The 23,624-nt window shown below is 36.9% G+C and carries 15 protein-coding genes and 1 pseudogene; 8 read left to right on the top strand and 8 right to left on the bottom strand.

Annotated elements, in window-relative coordinates:
- The first annotated feature begins 145 nt into the window (after positions 1-145).
- Positions 146-2,209, top strand: coding sequence for a hypothetical protein (locus AAHM81_RS00310; RefSeq protein WP_342265387.1), 2,064 nt, complete (start codon positions 146-148; stop codon positions 2,207-2,209).
- A gap of 102 nt (positions 2,210-2,311) precedes the next feature.
- Positions 2,312-2,698: pseudogene (locus AAHM81_RS00305) on the top strand (PD-(D/E)XK nuclease family transposase); the annotation flags it as partial.
- A 252-nt stretch (positions 2,699-2,950) separates the two neighbouring features.
- Here AAHM81_RS00305 and AAHM81_RS00300 read toward each other — a convergent pair.
- Together AAHM81_RS00300 and AAHM81_RS00295 are read right to left on the bottom strand one after the other, a co-directional pair.
- Entirely contained in the window at positions 2,951-3,979 is a 1,029-nt protein-coding gene (locus tag AAHM81_RS00300) for an IS5 family transposase (RefSeq protein ID WP_342264943.1), read from the bottom strand.
- Between the two features lie 96 nt (positions 3,980-4,075).
- Positions 4,076-5,122 (bottom strand): IS481 family transposase, encoded by a 1,047-nt coding sequence (locus tag AAHM81_RS00295; protein WP_342265385.1) that lies wholly within the window; start codon positions 5,120-5,122, stop codon positions 4,076-4,078.
- Positions 5,123-5,226: 104 nt separating this feature from the next.
- On the opposite strand from AAHM81_RS00295, the gene AAHM81_RS00290 reads away from it, so the two are divergent.
- The 4 genes from AAHM81_RS00290 (at position 5,227) to AAHM81_RS00275 (ending at position 8,954) form a co-directional block, all read left to right on the top strand.
- A complete protein-coding gene (locus AAHM81_RS00290) occupies positions 5,227-5,484 on the top strand; it encodes a hypothetical protein (protein WP_342265384.1) in 258 nt (85 codons plus the stop codon).
- Positions 5,485-5,567: 83 nt separating this feature from the next.
- Complete coding sequence (locus AAHM81_RS00285) at positions 5,568-6,152, top strand: hypothetical protein (RefSeq protein WP_342265383.1); 585 nt, start codon at positions 5,568-5,570, stop codon at positions 6,150-6,152.
- 188 nt (positions 6,153-6,340) lie between these two features.
- The gene (locus tag AAHM81_RS00280; RefSeq protein WP_342265382.1) at positions 6,341-7,282 is read left to right on the top strand and encodes a hypothetical protein; all 942 of its coding nucleotides are present in this window, start codon (positions 6,341-6,343) and stop codon (positions 7,280-7,282) included.
- 4 nt (positions 7,283-7,286) lie between these two features.
- A complete protein-coding gene (locus AAHM81_RS00275) occupies positions 7,287-8,954 on the top strand; it encodes an AAA family ATPase (RefSeq protein ID WP_342265381.1) in 1,668 nt (555 codons plus the stop codon).
- Positions 8,955-9,405: 451 nt separating this feature from the next.
- On the opposite strand, the gene AAHM81_RS00270 is transcribed toward AAHM81_RS00275, so the two are convergent.
- Both AAHM81_RS00270 and AAHM81_RS00265 read right to left on the bottom strand, forming a co-directional pair.
- The gene (locus AAHM81_RS00270; protein WP_342265051.1) at positions 9,406-10,494 is read right to left on the bottom strand and encodes an IS481 family transposase; all 1,089 of its coding nucleotides are present in this window, start codon (positions 10,492-10,494) and stop codon (positions 9,406-9,408) included.
- 228 nt (positions 10,495-10,722) lie between these two features.
- Complete coding sequence (locus tag AAHM81_RS00265; protein WP_342265380.1) at positions 10,723-11,943, bottom strand: IS256 family transposase; 1,221 nt, start codon at positions 11,941-11,943, stop codon at positions 10,723-10,725.
- Between the two features lie 383 nt (positions 11,944-12,326).
- Here AAHM81_RS00265 and AAHM81_RS00260 point away from each other — a divergent pair, with 383 nt between their 5' ends.
- A complete protein-coding gene (locus tag AAHM81_RS00260; RefSeq protein ID WP_342265379.1) occupies positions 12,327-13,592 on the top strand; it encodes a hypothetical protein in 1,266 nt (421 codons plus the stop codon).
- Between the two features lie 103 nt (positions 13,593-13,695).
- Here the strand turns inward: AAHM81_RS00260 and AAHM81_RS00255 are convergent, their stop codons facing one another.
- From AAHM81_RS00255 to AAHM81_RS00240, 4 genes are all read right to left on the bottom strand, one after another.
- Entirely contained in the window at positions 13,696-15,570 is a 1,875-nt protein-coding gene (locus AAHM81_RS00255) for a hypothetical protein (protein ID WP_342265378.1), read from the bottom strand.
- 194 nt (positions 15,571-15,764) lie between these two features.
- Positions 15,765-20,207 (bottom strand): contractile injection system tape measure protein, encoded by a 4,443-nt coding sequence (locus AAHM81_RS00250; RefSeq protein ID WP_342265377.1) that lies wholly within the window; start codon positions 20,205-20,207, stop codon positions 15,765-15,767.
- A gap of 6 nt (positions 20,208-20,213) precedes the next feature.
- Entirely contained in the window at positions 20,214-20,753 is a 540-nt protein-coding gene (locus AAHM81_RS00245) for a DNA-3-methyladenine glycosylase (protein ID WP_342265376.1), read from the bottom strand.
- 38 nt (positions 20,754-20,791) lie between these two features.
- Entirely contained in the window at positions 20,792-21,391 is a 600-nt protein-coding gene (locus tag AAHM81_RS00240) for a hypothetical protein (RefSeq protein WP_342265375.1), read from the bottom strand.
- Positions 21,392-21,705: 314 nt separating this feature from the next.
- Between AAHM81_RS00240 and AAHM81_RS00235 the strand changes: the two genes are divergently transcribed.
- The gene (locus tag AAHM81_RS00235; protein ID WP_342265374.1) at positions 21,706-23,511 is read left to right on the top strand and encodes a hypothetical protein; all 1,806 of its coding nucleotides are present in this window, start codon (positions 21,706-21,708) and stop codon (positions 23,509-23,511) included.
- Positions 23,512-23,624 lie beyond the last annotated feature (113 nt).

The raw sequence follows: 23,624 nt of genomic DNA, 5'->3' as shown, positions 1-23,624 counted from the left end.
AGTTGGAGCATATAATATCCTATACTTGGGGCTTGGTGTTGTAACTTGGAGTGGCTTATTGACCATTTAAGCTTCTGTTTGTTCTTCTGATCATTTTTTAGTTACTGATTATGTTTTAACTTAAAGTGTTATAATGTCGTTTAGTATGCTACCTTTTGCAATAATATTAATATTGTTGCTGCTAAAGTCTTCCTCTACAAAAGAAAGATTGGCTAAGCTTAAGTCAAGCGATGCTATTATGGGATTTGTAGGGTGTTACGTTATATCCACTACTATATTAGATTATGCAAGCGAAGGTTTTGTCTATTGGTACTTACTGCAATTTATTACGGCTATTTCGCTCATAGGTTATGCAATAGATTCTAAGAAGGCAACTCCATCTTGGAAGATTGGTCGACGTTGGTTGATAAGTGTGGTTTTTTGTCTGCCTATCCATCTACTTTGGAATTGGTCAGGTGTAGTGCATCTTCCATCTGCTTTTACATTGGCTTTATCTGTAGCCCATTTATCTGTAACCTTATCCGTATTACCCTTATACATAAGCATAAAGTTGGTAGCCTTGACATTATTAGCAATTTCTTACGCAATCTATAACATCGATACAGCAGAACTGTTGGCATCAGCTGGCTTGTTAATCTCTCTGCTGGGATTAGGCCTAATGATTTTTTTTATTATTGTTTATAACAAGCGTAAACTAGCTGGTTATAAATATTATGGCCATTATTTAAGCAATAAAATACAAGAACAACAAACAAAAGAGCAGGAGCAAAGGCAAGCAGGGGCTGGACTATACTCGGATCTGGGAACGATTCGCAATAATCCGCAGGAAGCACATGCTTTTATAGATCAAATCATGAAAGAGGTTACAAAATTTATCTCCTATGTAGATACTAGACCGCTTTATAAGGAAGATTTAGATCTTATTACTAAAAATTTTGTGATTTGGGACATTTTTCTAAAGCAACGGGCTAGGTCTAGGAACCATATTATTTTAATACCAACTGAAGTGCACCTTGATGAGCTGATTCGAAAGGTAGAAGCTGCATTAGACTTGGAAAATAAGGGGCGTTCTGTTCCCAAGTTGTTTATAGAGCCTAAGGGCGATCAGTTTCCCGAGAAGATTATATGTGATGTGAATCAGATGATTGCCTTGCTGACTCCTATTATTTTAAGTATGGCCAGCCTAGATGGTTCAAAAGATGGCTTTGTACGTATTCGATTACATATTACCTCTCTAAGGTATAGTGCACGGGCCTCTGCTAAAGGAAGCACTACTACAGATGTCTGTTTTCCTGCTATAGCACTGCTGATTAGCCATGCTGCTATGTCTGAATCGTTATTACCTACGGTTAAGTCTGTTTATCAAGATGTTACAGTAGGTAGTGCGTTGAATTGGCACAATATGTCGCAGCAAGCATCAGAGTGGACAAATGTAGAAAAACGAAATATAGAACGAATTGTCCGTATCCACTATGGTTATGTACAATTCCCAACCTCTCATAAGAGGCCTATGCTTATTGTGGTGCCTTGTAATGTAGCGGCTGTACGGGATGAAATGATTTCCAGGATACTACCCTCAGATCCTGCTATTGCCTATAGGGAGTTTAAGGAGTCTATGGTAACATTAACGCAGGCCTATCACAATCTTTGTACAACGGCTGATATGCGCACGATTGTATTGGATGAGCTTTTCTTGCTGATCAGGCGTTGTTATGGTTTTAGGCGGCATGCATCAGGACAATTGTTTTATATCCGTGCGTTAGGTATTGCCCAGCTGGTAGCAGAATGGGTACCTTACCAACCAAGGCCAGTTTATTTCAGTGTGTTGTATGGTTTGGTGCGTTATGCAGGTTTACCGCTTGCTTATGTGAAAGCCAATTATAGCGTGGATGTTTATTCTTTTGTAGAAAGCATTGTCGCAGTGAATAAACGTGAAGAGATGGAGCCATGTGGGCTTTATGTTGGTAATCGCCTTAAACGCATCATCAACCGAGAACAGCTTTTTATACTTTGCATTAAATTTGCTGAAAGGCTTTATGATTTACGTCATGCCAAAGATTATATCTACCTGGAAGAGGTGAAATATATGGCCCAAGAAACCCTTACGATAGATGTTGAACTTGGGAAAAAATATTTGAATGCTAAAATCGTAGAAGAATTGGTGCAGGCAGCAAACCAGGCACTACAGGTTTGTGAGGGGATCTGTTAAGCTATTTAGTGTAGTAGTTGATATTTAATCTGACAATTGTTAAATTGTCTTGGCTATAAATAACAACAACTATTATGAATAAGGCACTTAAATGGTTGCATTTCTATATTGACAAAGATAAAAAACGCACTAGACATTTGGACTGCTTTTCTTACCCGCAACGATCTCCTCAACAAAGATAACTTACCTCAACCCTTGGATAACGACAGCCTAAAAAAGGCATTGCATGTTTTAGAGACGATGAACTTTACCGATGAAGAAAGAATGGCTTATGAAGATCACTTGAAATGGCTAAGAATAGAAGCCAATACAATAGAGAAAGCTGAAAAGAAAGCGCGACTAGCAGGAAAGCTAGAGGGCAAGCTAGAGGGTGAAAAAATAGGAAGACAAGAGGGTATCCGTATAGGGGAAGAGAAAGGGAAGCTAGAGATAGCTAAGGCTATGCTTCTCAAGGGCTACCCTTTGGAAGATATTATGTGTAGTAGTTGATATTTAATCTGACAGGCAGTAAAAATTAGACTGTATAGATGTCAGTTAAGTTTAGTTTGTCAGGTATGCTCTTAAGATACGCGATTTGATTATTTTTTTCAAAGGCTAGAGGCCGTTGTGATAGGTTGAAGGTATAATTTTGATTAATCTTCCAGGGTTATTTCCTTGCCATATTTGATGTTATAGTGGTATAAAACTATTTATTTACTGATTTTTTAGTCATTTTCAATCTATTTTGGACACACCATTCCCCTAGATACCTCTTAATATGATGTTTGGGGACCTATATAAGTTATAGGCTATTGCCTCCATAACATGTTGCGTATGGGTTTTAGCAAGGCCTATATATCTGGCTCCTGAGCTACGGAACCAACTTTTAATACTTCCAAATACCCGTTCTACTTTATAGCGCGTTTTAGATACTAATTTATTAAACCGTTTAGCAGTGGGTGATAAAGGATTGTTTCTAGCCCCTTTTTTCTGAATAGCTGATTTTAACTTCTTTTTCTTTAGTAAATTTTCGTTGGGCGACCCGCTATAGCCTTTATCTGCATAGAGTCTGCTGCCTGATTTTAGCCTTACTTTATCCAATAATACCTGTAAATGCCCACTATCATGACTAGATGCTTTTGTGGTACCTACGGCTAGCACCAACCCCTCTTTGCTTTCCACAAGAACATGCCGCTTATAGCCATAGTAGAGATGATGGCCTTTTTTTATCCAACTTGCTTCTGGATCTACTCCTTTTTGATAACTTTCAGCTGTGGTTATGGTTCCATCTTCATGCAGATCGTAGCTTTTTTTACCTTTAGGGCGTCTAGGGGTAGGGGTAATAGAAGCATCTACAGCTGCTGAACCGTTTTGAACCAATACACCATGATCAGATAGCTGATTATTAATGATATGCAATAACTTTTCTAAAGCATTCTTCTCTGTAAGGGTAGTTCTAAATCTACTTAGTACACTATGATCTGGAACAGAACTATCCATCGAAATACCACAAAATCTGCTAAAAGTGATACGATCATTCACTTCTTCTTCGACTGCATAGTCGCTCAAGCCATACCACGTCTGTAGCAATAGCATTTTGAATAGAAGCAGAGGACTATAGGCCGGTTTGCCTGATAAACGTAAACCTTTAGGATAATGTAATCGGAGTGCTTTTTCTACTACTGACCAATTAACTAGCTTGTTGATTTGATCAAAGAAAGTGTGTTTGCACTTACGCTTATTGGCGGAAATATCTGAAAAACTTAATTGCTTAGTTTGCTTGAGCGACATACACAATATTATTAAAAGTTTTAAGCATCAATACCTAAAAAAATCAATAGAATTTAACCTTTTTTTACCTTCTTCTAAAAAATAAAAAGATACTTTTTATGGCAAATCGTAAAGGTCTATTGCAACGGCCTCGGCTAGTTTTTTACTATCTTCCCAAGTTTGTATAGGCGTTTTACCGTAACAGTACTTTCCAGAATGTGGTCGCTCATGATTATAATAATGTAACCAGCTATCTAAATCTTGTTTCAAGACATCCAGGTCTGTATAGATCTTCTTACGCATAGCTGTATCAAAGAATTCCTGTTTCATCGTTTTATTAAACCGCTCACAGAACCCGTTGGTTTGCGGTGAATAGGCTTTAGTAACAGTATGTTCTATGCCTTCTATGCTTAAAAACAACTCAAAGGCATGATGCTCTATTTTACCTTTATACTCAGTACCACGATCTGTTAGAATGCGCAAGAGGGGTATGCTTTGTTCTTGATACCAAGGCAATACTCTATCATTTAACATATCAGCAGCTGTCAAGGCTGTCTTATCAGTATAGAGTTTTGCATGAGCTACCCGAGAATAACTATCTATAAATACTTGCGTATAAACCTTACCTATCCCTTTAAAGTTACCAACGTAATAAGTATCTTGACAGCCTAAATAACCAGGGTGTTCTGTATCTATTTCTCCACATGCTTCTTGTTCATGCTTACGTTTTTCTAATGCGGATAGCTGAGATTCCGTTAAAACAAGGCCATCTTGAGCCATTTTAGCTTCTAAGGCTTTAAGACGTTTTTTTATATTATTTAAGTCATTACGTAACCAGATAGACCTGACACCGCCAGGAGAGACCAGGATACCTTGTTGCTTTAGTTCATTAGATACTCTAAGCTGGCCATAGGCTGGATAATCTATCGCCATATCTACTACTGCTTTTTCTATACTAGGATCTACTCTATTAGCCATAATCGGCTTCCTACGGCTTATCTCTTGTAAAGCCTCTTGACCGCCTGTTTCATACAAGGCTTTGAAGCGATAATAGCTATCTCTACTATAACCCATAGTTTTACACGCCGATGAAATGTTCCCCAACGTTTTTGCTAGCTCCAATAAGCCTACTTTCGGCTTGATGATTTTTTGATGTAAATTCATAATAGTAGTCGGTATTTATATCAACACAAATTAATAAATGTCAGATTAAATATCAACTACTACAAGTATTTCAGGTATATAAAACCTATAACGGTGTATCCATCTTGTCTGTTGAACAGATAGAGACCAATCTAATGGACTACCCTTATGAAGTAGTAGCCTTTTACACGACTACTTTGCGGTTCTTGGGGTTAGAAGGCAAAAAGCTTAGTGGACTAGATCATAAAGAACTACCCGGAGGGGTCTATTTTAAACTAAAAACAACGCACAGAAGCAAAGAAAACCCTTACGGCTTGCTGATTACTGATTTTACTTTTGTTGACCCTAAAAATAAAGATGCCTATGTCCAAAATAATGCGTAGCCTAATGATCTGTTGTTTTTTTTATTGTACAGTTCAAGCAGCAGAAAAAATAACCCATTATAGCCCTTTAGAGCAGATACAAGTTGCGCATCGATTTTCATCGATGTACAGCCCCTACCTCTATAGTGGTTACTTTTAAAAAGGGGCATAAGGTCTTTAACGGTCTATTGCGATCTACCCATAAACCACAAGAAGTCTATGATTTTACAACCAAAGGAGGAGAGGAGGCTAGCTTAAAACCTACATTAGACCATCAGGTAGTACAAAAAATACAACACATTCGATCAATGGATCAGGTCTATTTTAATGTAGGGAAGCATACTAGGTATTATGACCTTATCCTTACCAATCTATTTCATGATGAGGAGCATACCTACCTAAAAATATACTTGGAAAATAAAACAGGTCTAACCTTTGAACTCTTTGAAACAAACTTCCAGCACTACAACAGTAAAAAAAGTAGAAAACTCGTCTTTCCTATATATGGCTTAGAAGATCGAGTGATACCCGCTTATAGCAGTAAAATGTTTGTATACGTCTTACCACGCTATACCACATCTATTAATGGAAAACTCTTAGTAGGTTTTATTGAACAATCTGGTAGTCGCTTGGTAAACTTATCTATACCTGCGCGTCTTTCTTACCTGGTCTCTTTTGTGAAGGCGTAAACCCCATTATTGAAAACAGCAGTCATAAAGTATTGGATATGATCACCGATCAAGCCGACTCGGGCTTAGCCAGTGAGATAAGTAAAATGGCCACCCAGTTTATGAAAGACATAACCAAAACTAAGTCCTTTAAACTGCATAAAGGTAGAGAGGTATATGTCTGTGCAGGAAAAACAATCAAAAAATAGATGAGTTATAAAAGATATTTATGGCTACTGTTTCTATCAACCGCTACTGTAGCTTATGCAGGAGATAAGTGGGATAAGGCTGGAGAAACCCTCAAAGATGTGGTTAACAGTGCGTTAGATTATATACCATTTGGTAGTACGGTCAAAAAACTATTTGGTAAGCAAGACAAACAGGTAGATCTTCTAAAAACGATTGCCCAAACAGAAAAAAGTACTTTTGATAAAATCAGAGATAGTGCCAGGACAGCTATGGAAACCAAACGAGCCATAGAAAAAGCGAATAGGACGGTCAGAGATGCCATTAACCTAGGTAAAAAACTCAAAAATATGAGCTTTAAAAAAATGATCTTAGGCCAAACAGAAGATGTACTCGGTATCAGCTTAAACCCATCTAGGTATATACCGGAAACCAAATATACCAGTAAGCTTAAAAAAAACATGAAATATAGTTCTGCAAGGGAAAAACAAACCATTCATTCAGTGAATAGATTTCTGAAAAATACGGGTAAATTAGTGGGTATCAAAGCAGCAAATGGAAAATATACTGATTTGCGAAAACTCAATAAGGACATTGAAAAGTCGATTCAATATGATCGTACGGTCGGGGAATACAGTCATACCAAACAGTTACTCCTAGCCGACGCTTACCAAAGAGAAGCCGATGAATTGCTAGCTAGTAATAAAGAGATTCAACAGCTATTAGATGATGATGCAGCGGGGCTTAAGGTCAATGAGCGGCTAGCAGCTTACAACTTGTTACAAAACAATATCATTGTATCTACAAAACTTAAAGAAAAAGCTGTTAAATTACGACACAAGGCCTCTACTTTAACTAAAACCAGCCAGCTCTCTATCGCAGCTGAGCAAGACAGGCTTGCTTGGAAAAGTATCATAGCATACGAAATCAACGAAAGGGAAAGAAAAAGATCTTTAAAAAAATAAAATCATGCGTAAAATAAATGCACTGCCTATTGGCTATTCAGATGTTAAATCAGTCATTGAAACAGGCTATTATGTAGATAAAACAAGATATGCACAAGAATTGATTGAAAAAAGAAATCCTATCTTTATAGCTAGACCTAGGCGATTTGGAAAGTCTCTATTTATCGATACACTGGCTACCATATGCAATGACGAGCAAGAAGTTTTTAAAGATTACCATATAGGTAAACCGGAAAATGGATATGACTGGAAGAAATATCCGGTGATTAATTTGGACTTTTCAGGGGTATCGAATAACACACCCGAAGAGCTAAGCGCATCTATTAAAATGGTATTAAAAGAAATAGCCTTTTCGTATAAAGTAAAAATAGAAGATGTTACTGTTAAAGATGCACTGCGTAGTCTAGTGTTACAACTGATACATCTAGAAGATACTATAGACAACAAGGAAAATATACAATCTGTTTATGAACCTAGAATAGTAGTCCTTATAGATGAATACGATGCACCTATTGTTCATCTAACAAAAGGCTCAGATCTAGAGAAAGCTAACATCAAGGTCATGAAAGATTTCTTTATGACTTTGAAATCCCTCAACAAACATTTTCAATTTACTTTTATCACTGGGGTAAGCAAATTTAGTTTATCTGATGTGTTTTCAGGCGCTAATCATTTGAAAGATATTACCATTGATGCATCTGCTGATGCCATGTTTGGTTATACGCAACAAGAAATCCTAACTATATTCTCAAAAAAATTAGAAGATATTGCTGAGCAATGGAGCAAAAAAGAAAATAAAAAAATAACTGAATCAGAAGTAATGCAGCGTATTGCGGCTTATTACAATGGATATAGATTCCATCAGAATGGCCTAAGTGTGTATAATCCATGGTCTACACTACGATTTTTAGACTCTGGCGAACTAGCCAACTACTGGTACGAGTCAGGTAGTCCAAGCTTACTCATTAACCAAATGCTAGCAGATCCTGATAGGTTTGATATTAACATGGGCAACCTCCAAATAGAGGCCGTCAGAGAAGACTTAATGTATACAGAAAGTAGAAATGAGATTAGTTTAAAGTCTCTAATGTTTCAAACCGGCTATCTCACCATTGACCATTATGATGAACCTAGTGGTCTATATAGATTAAAATTTCCCAATAAAGAAATAGAAGCGTCTTTTCAGAAAAGTATACAGTCTAGTCTGGAAAAAAGCGTAAAAGATTACTTTATACACGAGCGCGATACCATCAGACAAGCATTATCTGATAAAAAAGTTGAAACCTTTATAGATCACATCAATACGGTATTTTCAACCCTTCCTTATTACTTAGATACGAAACAAGAAAAGCAGTACCACAGCAATTTACATATGCTACTGCAAGGGTTGGGATTTCTAGGAGGTAGGAGAATGCAAATGTATAGTGAATCTGCTTCCAGTCAAGGCAGATCAGATATCGTTTTAGAATTAGAAACAGCCATTTACATTATAGAAATAAAGTACAAATCCAGCGGCAAAATAGCCTTAGACCAAATCAAAGCAAACGGGTATTATAAGCCTTACTTACTTAGACAAAAAGCCATTATACTACTAGGCATTAACTTCAATGAGGAAACCAGAATGATAGACGACTGGGCGTATGAAATACAAGTAAAAGATCTAAAAAAATAAGCTCATCCACTGTATAGAATTTTATTAAAACAACGCAACACTACTTCGGAGCATACAACTATTTTTTCCCTTACAGTTTATATTAAAAACGTCGGTACTTTTTTAAAAGTATAGCACACTATACTTTACTACGTAAAGTGTATCTACGCATATTTCATATGCTACAATTGCGTTAAGATCAAATCAACAAGCACAGGGGAAAGAAATTTCCCATGATTAATATGCAGCAATATACGATACAACCCATACAGTATGCCGTACTACACATCACTAAATATAAAGAAACAGGCAGATCATACATGATTGTTTAACACCACTGCCTCTAACGGCCACTTTTTTCTATTTAACATAATATAACTTATATAACAAATCGGGAATTTAGAATAGATATGTGAAATACAAAAAATACTCATTTGTAGTAGTTGATATTTAATCTGACAGGCAGTAAAAATTAGACTGTATAGATGTCAGTTAAGTTTAGTTTGTCAGGTATGCTCTTAAGATACGCGATTTGATTATTTTTTTCAAAGGCTAGTTTTTTACTATCTTCCCAAGTTTGTATAGGCGTTTTACCGTAACAGTACTTTCCAGAATGTGGTCGCTCATGATTATAATAATGTAACCAGCTATCTAAATCTTGTTTCAAGACATCCAGGTCTGTATAGATCTTCTTACGCATAGCTGTATCAAAGAATTCCTGTTTCATCGTTTTATTAAACCGCTCACAGAACCCGTTGGTTTGCGGTGAATAGGCTTTAGTAACAGTATGTTCTATGCCTTCTATGCTTAAAAACAACTCAAAGGCATGATGCTCTATTTTACCTTTATACTCAGTACCACGATCTGTTAGAATGCGCAAGAGGGGTATGCTTTGTTCTTGATACCAAGGCAATACTCTATCATTTAACATATCAGCAGCTGTCAAGGCTGTCTTATCAGTATAGAGTTTTGCATGAGCTACCCGAGAATAACTATCTATAAATACTTGCGTATAAACCTTACCTATCCCTTTAAAGTTACCAACGTAATAAGTATCTTGACAGCCTAAATAACCAGGGTGTTCTGTATCTATTTCTCCACATGCTTCTTGTTCATGCTTACGTTTTTCTAATGCGGATAGCTGAGATTCCGTTAAAACAAGGCCATCTTGAGCCATTTTAGCTTCTAAGGCTTTAAGACGTTTTTTTATATTATTTAAGTCATTACGTAACCAGATAGACCTGACACCGCCAGGAGAGACCAGGATACCTTGTTGCTTTAGTTCATTAGATACTCTAAGCTGGCCATAGGCTGGATAATCTATCGCCATATCTACTACTGCTTTTTCTATACTAGGATCTACTCTATTAGCCATAATCGGCTTCCTACGGCTTATCTCTTGTAAAGCCTCTTGACCGCCTGTTTCATACAAGGCTTTGAAGCGATAATAGCTATCTCTACTATAACCCATAGTTTTACACGCCGATGAAATGTTCCCCAACGTTTTTGCTAGCTCCAATAAGCCTACTTTCGGCTTGATGATTTTTTGATGTAAATTCATAATAGTAGTCGGTATTTATATCAACACAAATTAATAAATGTCAGATTAAATATCAACTACTACAACTCATTACCATCGTGTTTATAAATCTGATAAAGAACTGTCGAAGGCAGAGTTTATTTAACAATAGAGGATGGTTTTTGCTAAACTTTTTTTGATTGGCTATAATTATCTTTATACTGGACTGGGCTCTGTCCAGTTAAGTGTGTAAATAATTTTTTAGTGTTTTTAGATTCTGTTTTCGAATTTAATTAAAAAATGAGCCATAGCCTCACTCCAATTTTGAACCGAGCTGGTCCATTTTCTAGTCATGTAGTTAATAGTTAAATATAATGTTTTAAACACAGCTATATCGTTAGGAAAGACCCTTTTATTTTTGGTAACTCTACGAAATTGGCTATTTACAGATTCGACGGCATTGGTTGTGTAAATGACCCTACGTATGGCACTAGGATATTGTAAAAACACGATCAGATTATTCCAATTAGCATACCAAGACTTGGCTATTTGTGGGTATTGTTTGTCCCACTTAGTAGCAAAAGTTTCTAATGCCATCAGGGCTTCTTCTTCCGTAACTGCCGTATAAATTGGCTTTAAATCAGCAGCTAATGTCTTTCTATGTTTATAAGAAACATATTGTAAACTATTCCTAATGGCATGAACAATACAGAGTTGGTGATCTGTTTTAGGGTATACAGCAGCGATTGCCTCAGACATACCTGGCAGGTTATCTGTACATGCAATGAGCATATCGTTCATACCCCGATTTTTGAGTTCTGTTAAATTGCCTAACCAAAATTTAGCTCCTTCATTTTCACTCATCCACAGACCTAAAACATCCTTTATGCCAGATCTATCTATACCTAAAGCAACATAGACTGCCTTGTTGATGATACGTTTATCTTGTCTAACTTTAACTACAAAACAATCAAAAAAAACAATAGGATAGACTGATTCTAATGGGCGATTTTGCCATATCTTAACATCTTCAATAACAGAATCTGTGATGTTACTTATGAGGCTTTCACTAACTTCTGCACCATATAATTCCTGTATTTGAATCTGAATATCTGATAGGCTCATACCTTTAGCATACAGAGATAAGATCTTGTCATCTAGACCAGGAATTCTTGTTTGACGTTTAGGTAATAAAACAGGTTCAAAAGTAGAGGATCTATCTCTTGGAACTTCAACCGATATAACCCCATTATCAGTGACAACTTGCTTGCTGGATAATCCATTACGTGCATTCTCTGAATCACTACGAGCATGCTTGTTATAGCCTAAATGGCTATCCATTTCTGACTCTAATGCTTTTTCTACAAGACGCTTACTTAATTGTTTGAGTAAACCGTCTTGATCAAATAGGGTCGAGAGGTCTACGCCTGAGTCTACAAGTACATCTATAGCCTTGCTTATGCCGTCTTTGGGTGTCTCTTTTCTTTTCATCGGTGTAAATAAATTTAATGGGTAAAATATACGCTCAAGAATATACAACCTAAAAATTATTTACACACTTTAAAAGACAGACTCCTGGACTGGTTTTTTAGGACACCTTTTTCTTCATTTTATTTTCTATTTTTTCCCATTTGCTAGCCTACCATTTTTAAATGGTTAAGATATACGTTCATAGGTTTTTGATAGTTAATGCTAGAATATACTGGACTGGTTGCTTAGGACAACTTTTCCTTCATTTTATTTTCTATTTTTTCCCATTGCTTCAGTCCAGTATATTTAAAATTTTTATACTTAAGTAAAGGTGATTCAATAGTAGAGACTGTAGCCCCCTATCCTTGCTTATTTAAAAAATTGATTTATTAAACTTAAGTGTCATGAAAATTAATATGCGATTTGTCTGTCTATCTGGCCTTACCAGTTTGTTATCCTTTATATCATGCAATCGTTTCAATTTGGGTCAACGCAATATGGATGGTAATGCTCATGGAAAAAACACAGGTTGTTCTTCTGATGATACCTCCAATCAACCTATTGCTAAGTTCATAAATGATTTTACGGAAAATATAGGGAAACATTTTAAGGAGCTGATTCGACTTAATAAGGAACAAGCCAGTAATGATAATCATTTGGTCCGTCAACTATACCATCTGTTTTCTAGTAATTATTTAAACTATATTTTTAAACAGGATAAAACTATCCAATCTTCGGGTCGGGACGATAATCAGGAGACATATAATTCATTACGCGATAAGCTCTGTGATAAAGTTAACCCTAACTTGGAGGCTAAACATGTTGTACCTAAGCAATATTGGGAAGCTACTTACCAGCATCCTTATGATGCTGAGCCACCTAATAATCATAATGAGTTAATAAAGGAATTGGGTAAGGTGGTGCTTAACAGCATTAAGGAGCAGATTATAGATCAAAGCCCCTATGTTATGAAGAAAAGTAAAAAAGCTATAGAGAAATTTATAGCTTTAAGGTTCAAATACAATAAAAAATATCTAAAAAAAAACAATATAAGGGCTGGTGAAACTTCTATAGGTGAATGCCTGCAAGGTTTTTATAGATTAAAATCTAAATATTATGATTCTATTCAAATAAAAGGTGATGAGTTGCTTACTTGTATGGAACAAGAAATTAGATCGCTTATAGAAAAAGGCCCGGCTCAAAAAAAATGTAATAGAGGTCTTACGTTTATTCAAAATAAGCTTGCATCCTTGAGAAAAAAGGATCCTATACAAAAAAAAAATGATCTAGCTGTTCAATCTGTTGAAAAAGATATTAATCCAATAAAAAAGAATATCAATAAGTTGATTCATACTATGTACATTTACAATGGCTGTAGACTACTTTTTTACTTTGACTTATGTTACAAGGGCATCACGCTTCCTAAAACAGATATCAAAGTATCTAGGCTAAAAGGCAAATTAAGAAGTTACATCAGCATGATGCTCCCGCACAACAGCAAGATCATTAGGTCAACAAGCAACTTAAAGGATATAAAAGCTTATGCAGATATGGCAATACATAGAATTGATCTGTATACAGCATTGATTAATATAGGTATAGAAAAGGATACTGTGCTTCGAGAATATACCAGACTACTGGAAGACTTCAAAAATAATTTGAAGTTTTAGCTATAATCCAATCTTAGCAGTGGTAATGGATTGAGTGGAAAACTCAGTTTCCCACTCAATCCACATATTTTATATTAATGGAGCATTGCATTCAGTGTTATTTCTACTTAAGCTCTATACTTACTGGCTCGCTCCATATAATCTGATCTTTGTATTGCGCCCAATAACCAATCACCAAAGTATATTTACCTTTCTTCTCACTATTGTATGCATCATACAAAATTTCCTTTAGATCATTTTGATTATCTTCTCTAAAGATCACAGTTTGGTTAGACTTATCATGGTCTACCCCTTTGCTATCATCAATAAATTTTTGAATCTTATCACTAAAGTTAGCTATTGTTGGTGCAGCTCCTCCTTCCAAGTTTTTAGTTATTAAAAAGCCACGTTGTGGAATGTTATTTGTATCAAAGTCACTAGGTTCTAGATTAACCTTAGGCAGTGTATAGGTAGCCCCACTTGATCCGAATATAACTAAGGTTTTATACTTCACAGTAATATTCGCCCCTGTATTATCTAACGTTATCTTTAACTTATCAACTTTGGACTCTTCCTTTGGTTGAGCCGTTTTACCTACTTCAGTTGTTTCTATATCAACTTGCTGTTTTTGTGTATAGAACTTAAGCTTATAATCGTCTGTAGAAAATAAGCAGGCAAAATATTGATAATCTGTTCCTTTGCTAAAGAAATCGATACAAGATTGATCTAACGGCTTATTCACATCTGCAATAAGGCAAATGGTTCTATCATCTGTTATACTGACATTGCTATTGGATTCAAGCGATTTTTTACGCAGATCTACAAGTGTAGAACTTCTCCAAACAGCATCGTCTTTAACAACGACTAAAGCAGGTTGTTGACCAGCAGGAATTTCTGCTGCTTGACCATTAACGGAATATTCAACTGCACCACCAGATAGTTTAACATTTTGAACCTGACCCGATAGTTGCTCACGGACAAGCTTTAGAGCTGATACTTTTAAACTATGTTTACTGCCCGTAAATGTAATTGAAGGAGGGGAAGTGTCTTCAACTTGACTCAAATAATAATGTCCATTTCGAGTCCAATAACAATGTAGATTAAATTTTCCACCTTGAATAGGCGCTTCGTTTTGTGGAAAATCCATTATTATAGGAGGATCCAGATCTCTCAATTTATCGACTGGAATCATAATCATATCACCACTAAACGATGTAATGCCAGTAGGCCACTTATTTTCAGAGGCTATTACTTGCTGAACCAAACCATAAGGGTTAACCCCATCTTTGACTAAGATAAACCCTACTTGCGCACCAGCTTTGAAGGACTCACCTATTGCACCTTTTAAGGCCCAACCTTGATCATCGTTTAATTGCTTTTCAGTAGGATCTAGAGCTTTCAGACCAATACCTCGATATACTGGTAGCGATGAATCCCTTCCTGTAAGATCCATTGGGATAGTAGCAACTACCTCATTTATGCCAGCTGCACCGCTTGGTGCATATACCATACATAACTGATATTTTTTTGAAGTTAGTTTTTTATATGCCGCTTCTTCTAGTCGAATAATGTGGTTTACTGTACCAGCGGTAATTTTACCTATCTTATCCCAATAAACAAAAACGCCCTCCCCTTGAGGTATTAACTTTTTATTCTGATCTTTGACCTTTATGGCATTTTTCATTATGGGCGAATCATCCTTCAACGCACCACTGCTTGGAAGCAATACAAAACCCACTTGGCCTGTTAATTGATGATTTTTACTAGATATGCGGCCCTTAACTTGAAGTAGAAAAGATGATTGCTTACCCTCTTCATAACTGAGACTTCCTAATGCTTTATAAGCATCAAGCGATCCCTGTAGCTCCTTACGGCTATTACTATCTTTATGATTATCTGGAATGACCGAAACAGAAGCCTGATTACCATTGTCACAACTCGAGACTATGAGCAACCCGGCAAATGGCAAAAGCGGCAAGGTTATTTTTTTATACAACATGACAAAAATGAATTAATTTAATGAGTTAATATCTACAATAAAGATAATATTTTTATAAAAATAGCCTACTGGCCTACACCAGGCTATACAATGTGATATTACAAAACGATTTTAATAATTACAAGTATAAGACGCATTTTTAATGCTTAATAAAAGTATATATTGTATATAAAATCACTACATGGGGTTTGATCCTACCCGGGCATCCAAAATACAATCATTGCTTCTTGCATCCAAGGTAGTTTAATATTGGTCATAGACCAAGGGGGGAGTACATTGTCTGTATCGTCGTCCTGATACATAATCGTTAGATGCCAAAATTTGCTTTCGGTAGCATCATTGGCTTCCTGTCTAGTTAAAATACCTAGCCGGTTCAAAAAATAACTTTGCAATATATCTTGAGTGGTACAATTTTGGTATAGAGCTATTTCTTTGAGTTTTGTTAAGCTTTTCCAACGTTTGATTACTTTTTCCATAAACAGTTGGTTATTTAGGGCTATAGCTTCTATGGCACTGCTAGATATGGATGCATCTGCTGCTGTTTGTTCTGTGGGTGGCTGTTTAGGCTGTTTTGCTGACGCTCGTCCTGTTGTTTCTAGCGCTTCTTGATCATATGTATCGCAATCTGCATCTATGGGTGTATAGGGTAGCAATACTTCATCGTAGGATAATCCGCACAGTAGTTTGGGCAGGGTAAGTTGCCATTCTGGGCTTTTTAGTTTGCCCGTAACTAAGTATTGTAAGAGATAAACGGCATTATGGGCTGCTTGGTCACAGAAGAATTGGTTGCCAACCATAAGGTGGTGTCCCTTAAAAAAATCATACAAAAAGGGCCATAAAAAAACCAACCCACTATTTTTGGTATAGACTCGCACTTCTTTCTCTAGTGGACTAACTTTTGGGAGTGGGGCTTGTTGCTTGGTTGCCAATGGCGATGCTAATGGATGATTGACTGAAACCTGCTGAGGCATAGTAGGTTGATTGATGTGCTGTACCAGGGGCTTAAGCAAAGTGATTATCTTGTCTCTGTCCTGGTTAGTGGCTTTTGTAGCTACAATTGAAGACAGGATTTTATACATCGCTTCTTTGGGATAGCGGGTGGTCACTAGGGTGCTATGTATAAATTTTGTTGCTTCAAATGGCTGTTGGGTAATAAAATAATCTATCGTAGCAATGTATAGTTCTTTGTTCCAGGTTGAAGAGGGATCTGGTTGTATAGCTATATGTGCCAATGGATCGGTCAGTAGGTCTAGATAATGCATAACAAACTGAGATTGTTCTTTTGCCAAGCAGGCTATAATTTTTCTGGCAACTTCTTGGCTAAAGTAGTGTACCAGCCGTCTGGCTACCAATTGAGGATTGTCTTGTTCTTCTAGAAGCTTTGATACAGCAGATGGTTGATCCGCCATAAACTGCACCAATTCGTTGCCTAATGTAGCCATGGATAGATGATACTCCTGGGTAAAAAGTGATAGATTACTATTGAGCAGTAGATAAAGCTTGGCTAACGTAGCCGCTTTGTAGCCACGTTGTATGGCTTGCCGCTGGATCTCTTGTCGGTATTTGTCTTGTAACTTATGTAATGAGGTGGATATCTCTTTTGGTTTGGTCTCCACAAGTTGGAAGGTTTCAAGTAGTGTGGTGGGTGTGATTTCTACCATATTACTCAATTCGGTGATGAATTGTGCAAGCCAATGATCTTGATCCATAGATGTCTGCGGTAAGGTTTTGAGTACACTATTCCAAAATAGCTGTTTGGCGGTATTGAATTGACTCAATGAGCCTTGTGTGGCACACCACAATTGATAGCTTCCCTGTATACAGCTTGCTAATGATTTTCCAGCCTCACTGTGGTGCTGAACCAATAACATAAGCTGCGTATGGGTAAAATTTGTAATGAGACGTTGACGTACATGTATTTTATCTTGTGCTAATGCAAAAGTGGGAAGATGGGTAATAACATCCTCCAACAAGGCTTTACTGTCTAGATAATCCCCCAACTTACCAGTATGTAAAAAGAGGTGCCATCTTTGTGCCACCCGTTCTTGTTTGCTTTGTATCACATTGGCAAGTTGCTTGTAGCATGCAAAACTTATGGTTTCCTGTAGAGGGGGGGGAATGGTTGGCAAGTGTTGTGCAACGAGTTGGTCGATCGCTGATTGGGATAGATCAAGGGATTGGCGTACCATATGTTTAATAGCTGGCAATAGGCTACTATAGTAAAGTGGTAAAAGTCCTTTGTCCAAAGTAAATGTTTCGTGTGTGGATAGAAAAATAAGATCCGTTTCGTCTATTTCATCTAGGTTCAATGGGGCTAACTTTTCCTTAATCAAAGAAAAGGCCTCTGCTAAGTGATGATCGCTTGATTGTTTGGCTGCATCTATCAATTGCTCACATAAAATGGTGGGATTAGATGCAGTTGCTCTGCTAAGATGGAGTACAATGCATTCTATATATTGCTGTTCGGATGGTCTATGGATAATGGCTGCTGTAATAAAAATTTCTTTGAGCAAACGGATATTGTCCTGCTGTTGGGTGCCTTGGAATACGCCTGATTGTATAATGACCTGTTCTAATCCATCTAGTATCTGCTGGGGAAAAGTAGTAAAGGCCTGTAATAGTTTGGATAAGGCTGCCTCTGTGGCATGTTGCATTAACTTTTTTAGAATAGTCGGCTCTTGGCATAAGGGTACCAACTGATCTCGTATTGCTTGGCATGTTGCCTTTCCCAAACATTTGGCTATGAAATAAGCTGGTACCAACTGACCTGTTGGCAATTCATTATAAGCAAGAAAATCCACTACATCAGATAATGGGTTTTCTGAATCTCCACCTAATTGGGTGATCTCATGGTTAGTTTGTAATGGTGCCATACTAGAAAAGCAGGCTGCTAGCTGTTGATATTCTTCTGTTGCACCTAATATGTCAGCAGCAAATGGCGCATATGGGGTAAGGTAGTCTATAACACGATCTATATATTTTTTTTCCGTGCTAAGTGGGTCTGCAATGGCGGCTTGCACCAATATATTTTTGACTGCATCCACACTTATTTGGCATGGAGTAGGCTCCAACAATCTAATAATCAGCTTTTCTAGTCTATTGAGGAGCTCTGTTGAAAGCAGTATGGGTTGGGCAGGACTATGCTGTATGGTGGGCTGATGGATTGGCATCTTGCTAGCTGCTACATCAGGCAGGTATGTGCTAGGTGGACGATGGCGTAATGTTTTTTTTGCAAATCGAGACGTCAATGGTACTAGGGTGGATTTTATGACTGGGTGATAGGGTTGCGTGGCAAGGAGTGTGGCGAGTTGTTCCTTACTAATGATGTTATTGGCAATATACTTTCTAAACAATGATTTCATCTCTTTCAGATAATCTGTTTTAGAATGCCTAAAAGCACAGTAGGCTAACGTATTGGTTTTAATCACGCAAGCAGGCACGTTGGTAGCAGTAGTAACTGTTGCGATTTGGGCAAAATCAGAAAATATAGCTATAATAGAGGGATCTATAGAGGCTAAGAATGGAGCAAAGAGCGCATCAGGTAAATGTTTAGCCAATTTTGTTCTGTTTTTTTCTTCTTGCAGCCAGCTTTTTACCAGAGGGCGTATACCAGCTTGGTCCATTGCTACTCCAATCCGATGCATAACTGCTGATAATTGATGGTCCTCTACCCTACCATTGCCTATTTTGTCCAATTCTTTTAATACATTTTCCTGATTTTTAAGATCCTGATACCATAACTTTGGTGGCGTTATAACTAGGTCACGCAACTGAAGGAGCAATGCTTTAGTGGTTGTGTGACATGAGGCCTTTCCCTCATTTTGCGCATAGTGAGCGTGTAATTTTTCTAGAACTGTGTCGTAATGAGTAGAGGTTTGTAGGGCGACTTGCTTGAGGAGTATACTCAATAAACCCATCTGGTCTATTTTAGTCTTTTGTTGGGTGATGATGCCTAATAAGGCCATTGCAAGCAACTGTTGTTTCGGTGGGTAGGATAAATTGGTCAAAACCTTGGTTTGATGTAGTAATAATCCTGTTTCAGCTAAGATGGGTCTAAAGTATGTTATAGGCTGTTTTAATAAGCAAGAAAGGGTATGTTCTAGGGTAGTATGAGAAAAAAGCGTCATACAACGTTGAACGGCTTTTTCTTTCTTGTTCAGATTATACCAGAGTTGTTCTATAAGCAGAGGGGTATGATGGAGTAATGCTAGATATATTTTTTCAATCTGATTTTCAGAATTTTCTGACATCCACCAAGCAAAATTACCTTCTGAGAGATAGTGGGCTAGAGCTTCCCGTTTTGCATCTGGTAGTGGTATTATTTGGTGTACAGCAGGGTTCTGGATCACTTTTTTAATCTGTTCTTGTAGCTGAACCATTAAAATTTGCTCTACTTGGCAGGGCAATTGCTTGTCTAGGGTGGATAGATGAAAACTGCCTCCATCTATGACAAGTTTGTCTAAGTGGATAACTACATCATGCGGTACATATTTAGAAAGGAGTTTGGATAAAATAGGTATAATCCGTTTCTGGATAACTTTATGAATGGTCTGTTGAAGGATGCTATTTTGGTTATGCTTATCTACCGTAACTTCAATCCGGCTACGTAGAATAACATGATGGTTTTTGGTAGGCATAGCCGTTTAAGTTGTATGGGGTAGCATAGCTGCTATACCATCTTTATCCGTAATAACGTACCGCCACATTTTATCCAAACCTTTTGAAATCCCTATTCTAGGTGTTGCTTTATAGGATAATTGAAAACCTATATCCTTAATATACAATGACTTTGATAGCGTTACATCGATCGCATTATGGCTTAAATCAATACCTAAAAACTGACAAAGTTTGCCCGGTCCATTTAGATAAGTATAGGGTGGATGAATCAGTTGTATGCCTCTAATGAGTGTGGCCGCTGGAAAATTTAAAGCTTCCGTAACAATATTTAAGCAGTAATATTTGCCATATATGAAATATACATAACTAAACCCAGCAGATCCAAACATGATTTTAGTTCTTGGCGTCATCCCTCTAGCTGCATGGCAAGCGGGATCATCTGAGCCAATGTAACTCTCTGTTTCCGTAATGATTCCCTTAAAATTACGAAAACACAGCAGCTTGCCAATGAGATGGGTGCTGACGGTATTGGTGTCTTGTCCAAAAAAGGCTCTATTTAGAATCATTTAGAGGCTACTGGATTTTGTTCTACTATGATGATGGCTTATAAGGGTGGTATCTTAGATTTAACAGAACGGATAGTGCAAAGCAGGCGCAATTGTTTTTTAACTTTAATATAAGCTGGCTTTGCATACAAAATTATAGCTGAGCCTAGATATATTGCAGCTGAAAAAAGGTAAATATAAGCTGTTTCTTGATAGACTATTAACCAAACCTTACGGATAGGAAATACTCGAGTAAAAAACAGCCCCATGATCAGGTGATCCACAAGTGAAGAGATGAATAAGCTTATACAATTGCTTGCTGCAAACCCATAGCGTGTTTGTAGTTTTAAAAAAAGCTTAAGTCCAATATATGAAGCAACTAATATAGCACATAAAGAGGTTAATATAAGCCCATGGATAAGCTTACCGGAAATATAATATTGTTTATCATATAAAAAAGCAAAGCTAGTAGCGCTGCACAATAGTATGCTTATAGCAGCCTTTTTACTGCCATGCCACTTTGCTATACTATTTAGGACCACTGTTAAAGCAGTAAATAGCAAGGCACAATAGACTATTTTATTGGTAAAATTAATAGACAATGTACATGCAAACAATAAACCAAGTTTATAGACGTAGTTGTTTAAATTTTTATACATACTTACTTACATTTTAAGATATCATGGATATACCCTACCCTAGGTTAAATATATAACATTTATCGTTTTTTATAACTTCTCTTCAAGAGGTAGTTGTATTTTATGAAGCGTATACCTGGTTGTACAATGCAGCAAAGTGGACAACCTATTACTTTGTCCATTATTTTTTATGCTATAAAGATGAAATAAATGTACATTTTCTATTATTTTACGCTTTGTCTTCAACAACATTTAGCCATTAGACTGCTTTCGAAAGCAGTCTATATTTAAGTCCGTTGATTGGCCTCTATATTTACATTAAGTTGGATCTAAATATGCGTTTGTATACAAAACAAGTCAGAACAGTTATTAATCTTTATCTATTGTTGATTTTGTTGTGGCCCACTTTAGGAGGTATTGCTATAGCAAAACGCAACAAAGTAGGTTTGGGGATGTCTGATCGACATGCTCGGCTTCTATTGGCGCAATATGAAGCAGCTAAGCAAGTTTATAAATCAGCAGATTATGCTCAGGCAAAAGTATTATTTGATGGACTTAGAAAAATAGCCCACCCCCCTTCCCTTTCCCCCTATATTCATTTTTACTATGCATTGGCAGCTTATCATAATGGTGAAAAAGCAACTGCCAGGCAAGCTTTTTTAGAAATACCAAAGCGGTTTCCAGATTGGAACAAATGCAATGAAGTCTATTACTGGTCTGCGCAATGTAGCTTTGAAGCGGAAGATTTTGCAGGGGCTTTAGCCTTCCTTGCTTTGATTGAAGACAAAAATATGACTGATGCAGTGCTGCAAATGAAAAAATACTTCCTTAAAAAAATAGCAAATGAGGCCTTTTTGCAGGAACTGATCAAAAGGTTCCCAAATGATTCTATGATTAAAGCTATTTTGCATAAAAAAGTGGCTAAACAGGCTTACCTTACGCAAGATTTTGCTCTGCTAGATAGGTTAAAACAACAATATAATTTTTCAGACTATATATATGATCCTTTGAAACACTTAACTGCTAAGCGCAAAGCTGCTTATGATGTAGCTGTTTTGCTTCCCTTCTTTGTAGATGAATTGAATTATGCAGCATGTACAGACCAATTTGTTATTGAGCTATATCAAGGTATAGAATTGGCTATAGAAAGACTTGCTAAGGAGGGTATTGTTATCAATCTTTTTGCCTTTGATACCAAAAGAAATGTAGCGGTTACGAAAGCATTGTTGGCACAAGAAGCGATGCCCTATATGGATCTAATTATAGGCCCTCTCTACCCTAATACCATTCCCTTGGTGGCTGCATTTGCTAAAAAACACAAAATTAATCTTGTGAATCCTATTTCGGATAATGCTGCCGTAACGCACGGAAATCCATTTGCCTTTCTTTTTCAACCTGACTTAGAAACTTACGCTCAAAAAGCAGCAACGCTTACACTCAGTGATATATATGGTAAAGCAATAGAGGAGCCTTGCATAGCTGTTTTTTATGGTATGGATCAGAAAGATGTATTGCAAGCAACGTTATATAAAGATAGGGTTGAGCAGCAATTAGGTAAGCCAATAGATCTGTTTGTGCAACTTTCTAGTGAAAAGATCAAAGGCTTTTTTGAAGAAGCTAGCAATCAAGAGCAGGAAGAAAAAGAAGTTGAAAGCAGCGAACAAGATAGATTGGACTGCACAAAACTAACCCATATCTATGTACCCTCTCAAGATGAATTGCTGATCTCTAATGTAATCAGTCTTTGCTTAAAACTTGGTATTAAACCACAAATTATAGGCCACGAACAATGGATCAAAAAGGAGATATTAAATGTGCATCAACTCAATAGGCTGCCTATTCTATTTTTATCTCCCAATTATATAGACTATAGTAGGCCTGCTTTAAGTGCGTTTCGAAAAACATTTTTTGAAAAAAATAGTACGCAACCCAATGAAAAAAGCTACATTGGTTATGAAATGATGCTATTTTTTGGTAGCATGCTAGGACGTTATGGTACTTATTTTCAAAAAGAATGGGAAAACGTGCATTACAATGGCCTGATTTTTCAGGGTGTTTCTTACGGAAAACATCGTGCCAATCAGCATATTCCAGTGTTGCGCTTTGTTAAAGATAAATTTGTAGTGGATGGCTTGGCATGAAGTGCAAAAATTTTTTATATCTATTCACGCCTGTGGCTGGGCCCCTTATTTCCTTCGATAAAAAGTCTGGCCCGATAGTAAATAGATGAATCGATATGTTTTTTAGCGGGAAA

This window comes from Cardinium endosymbiont of Philonthus spinipes (assembly GCF_964030745.1).
Taxonomy (GTDB): Bacteria; Bacteroidota; Bacteroidia; order Cytophagales; family Amoebophilaceae; genus Cardinium.
This window is presented reverse-complemented; position numbering and strand designations above follow the sequence as displayed.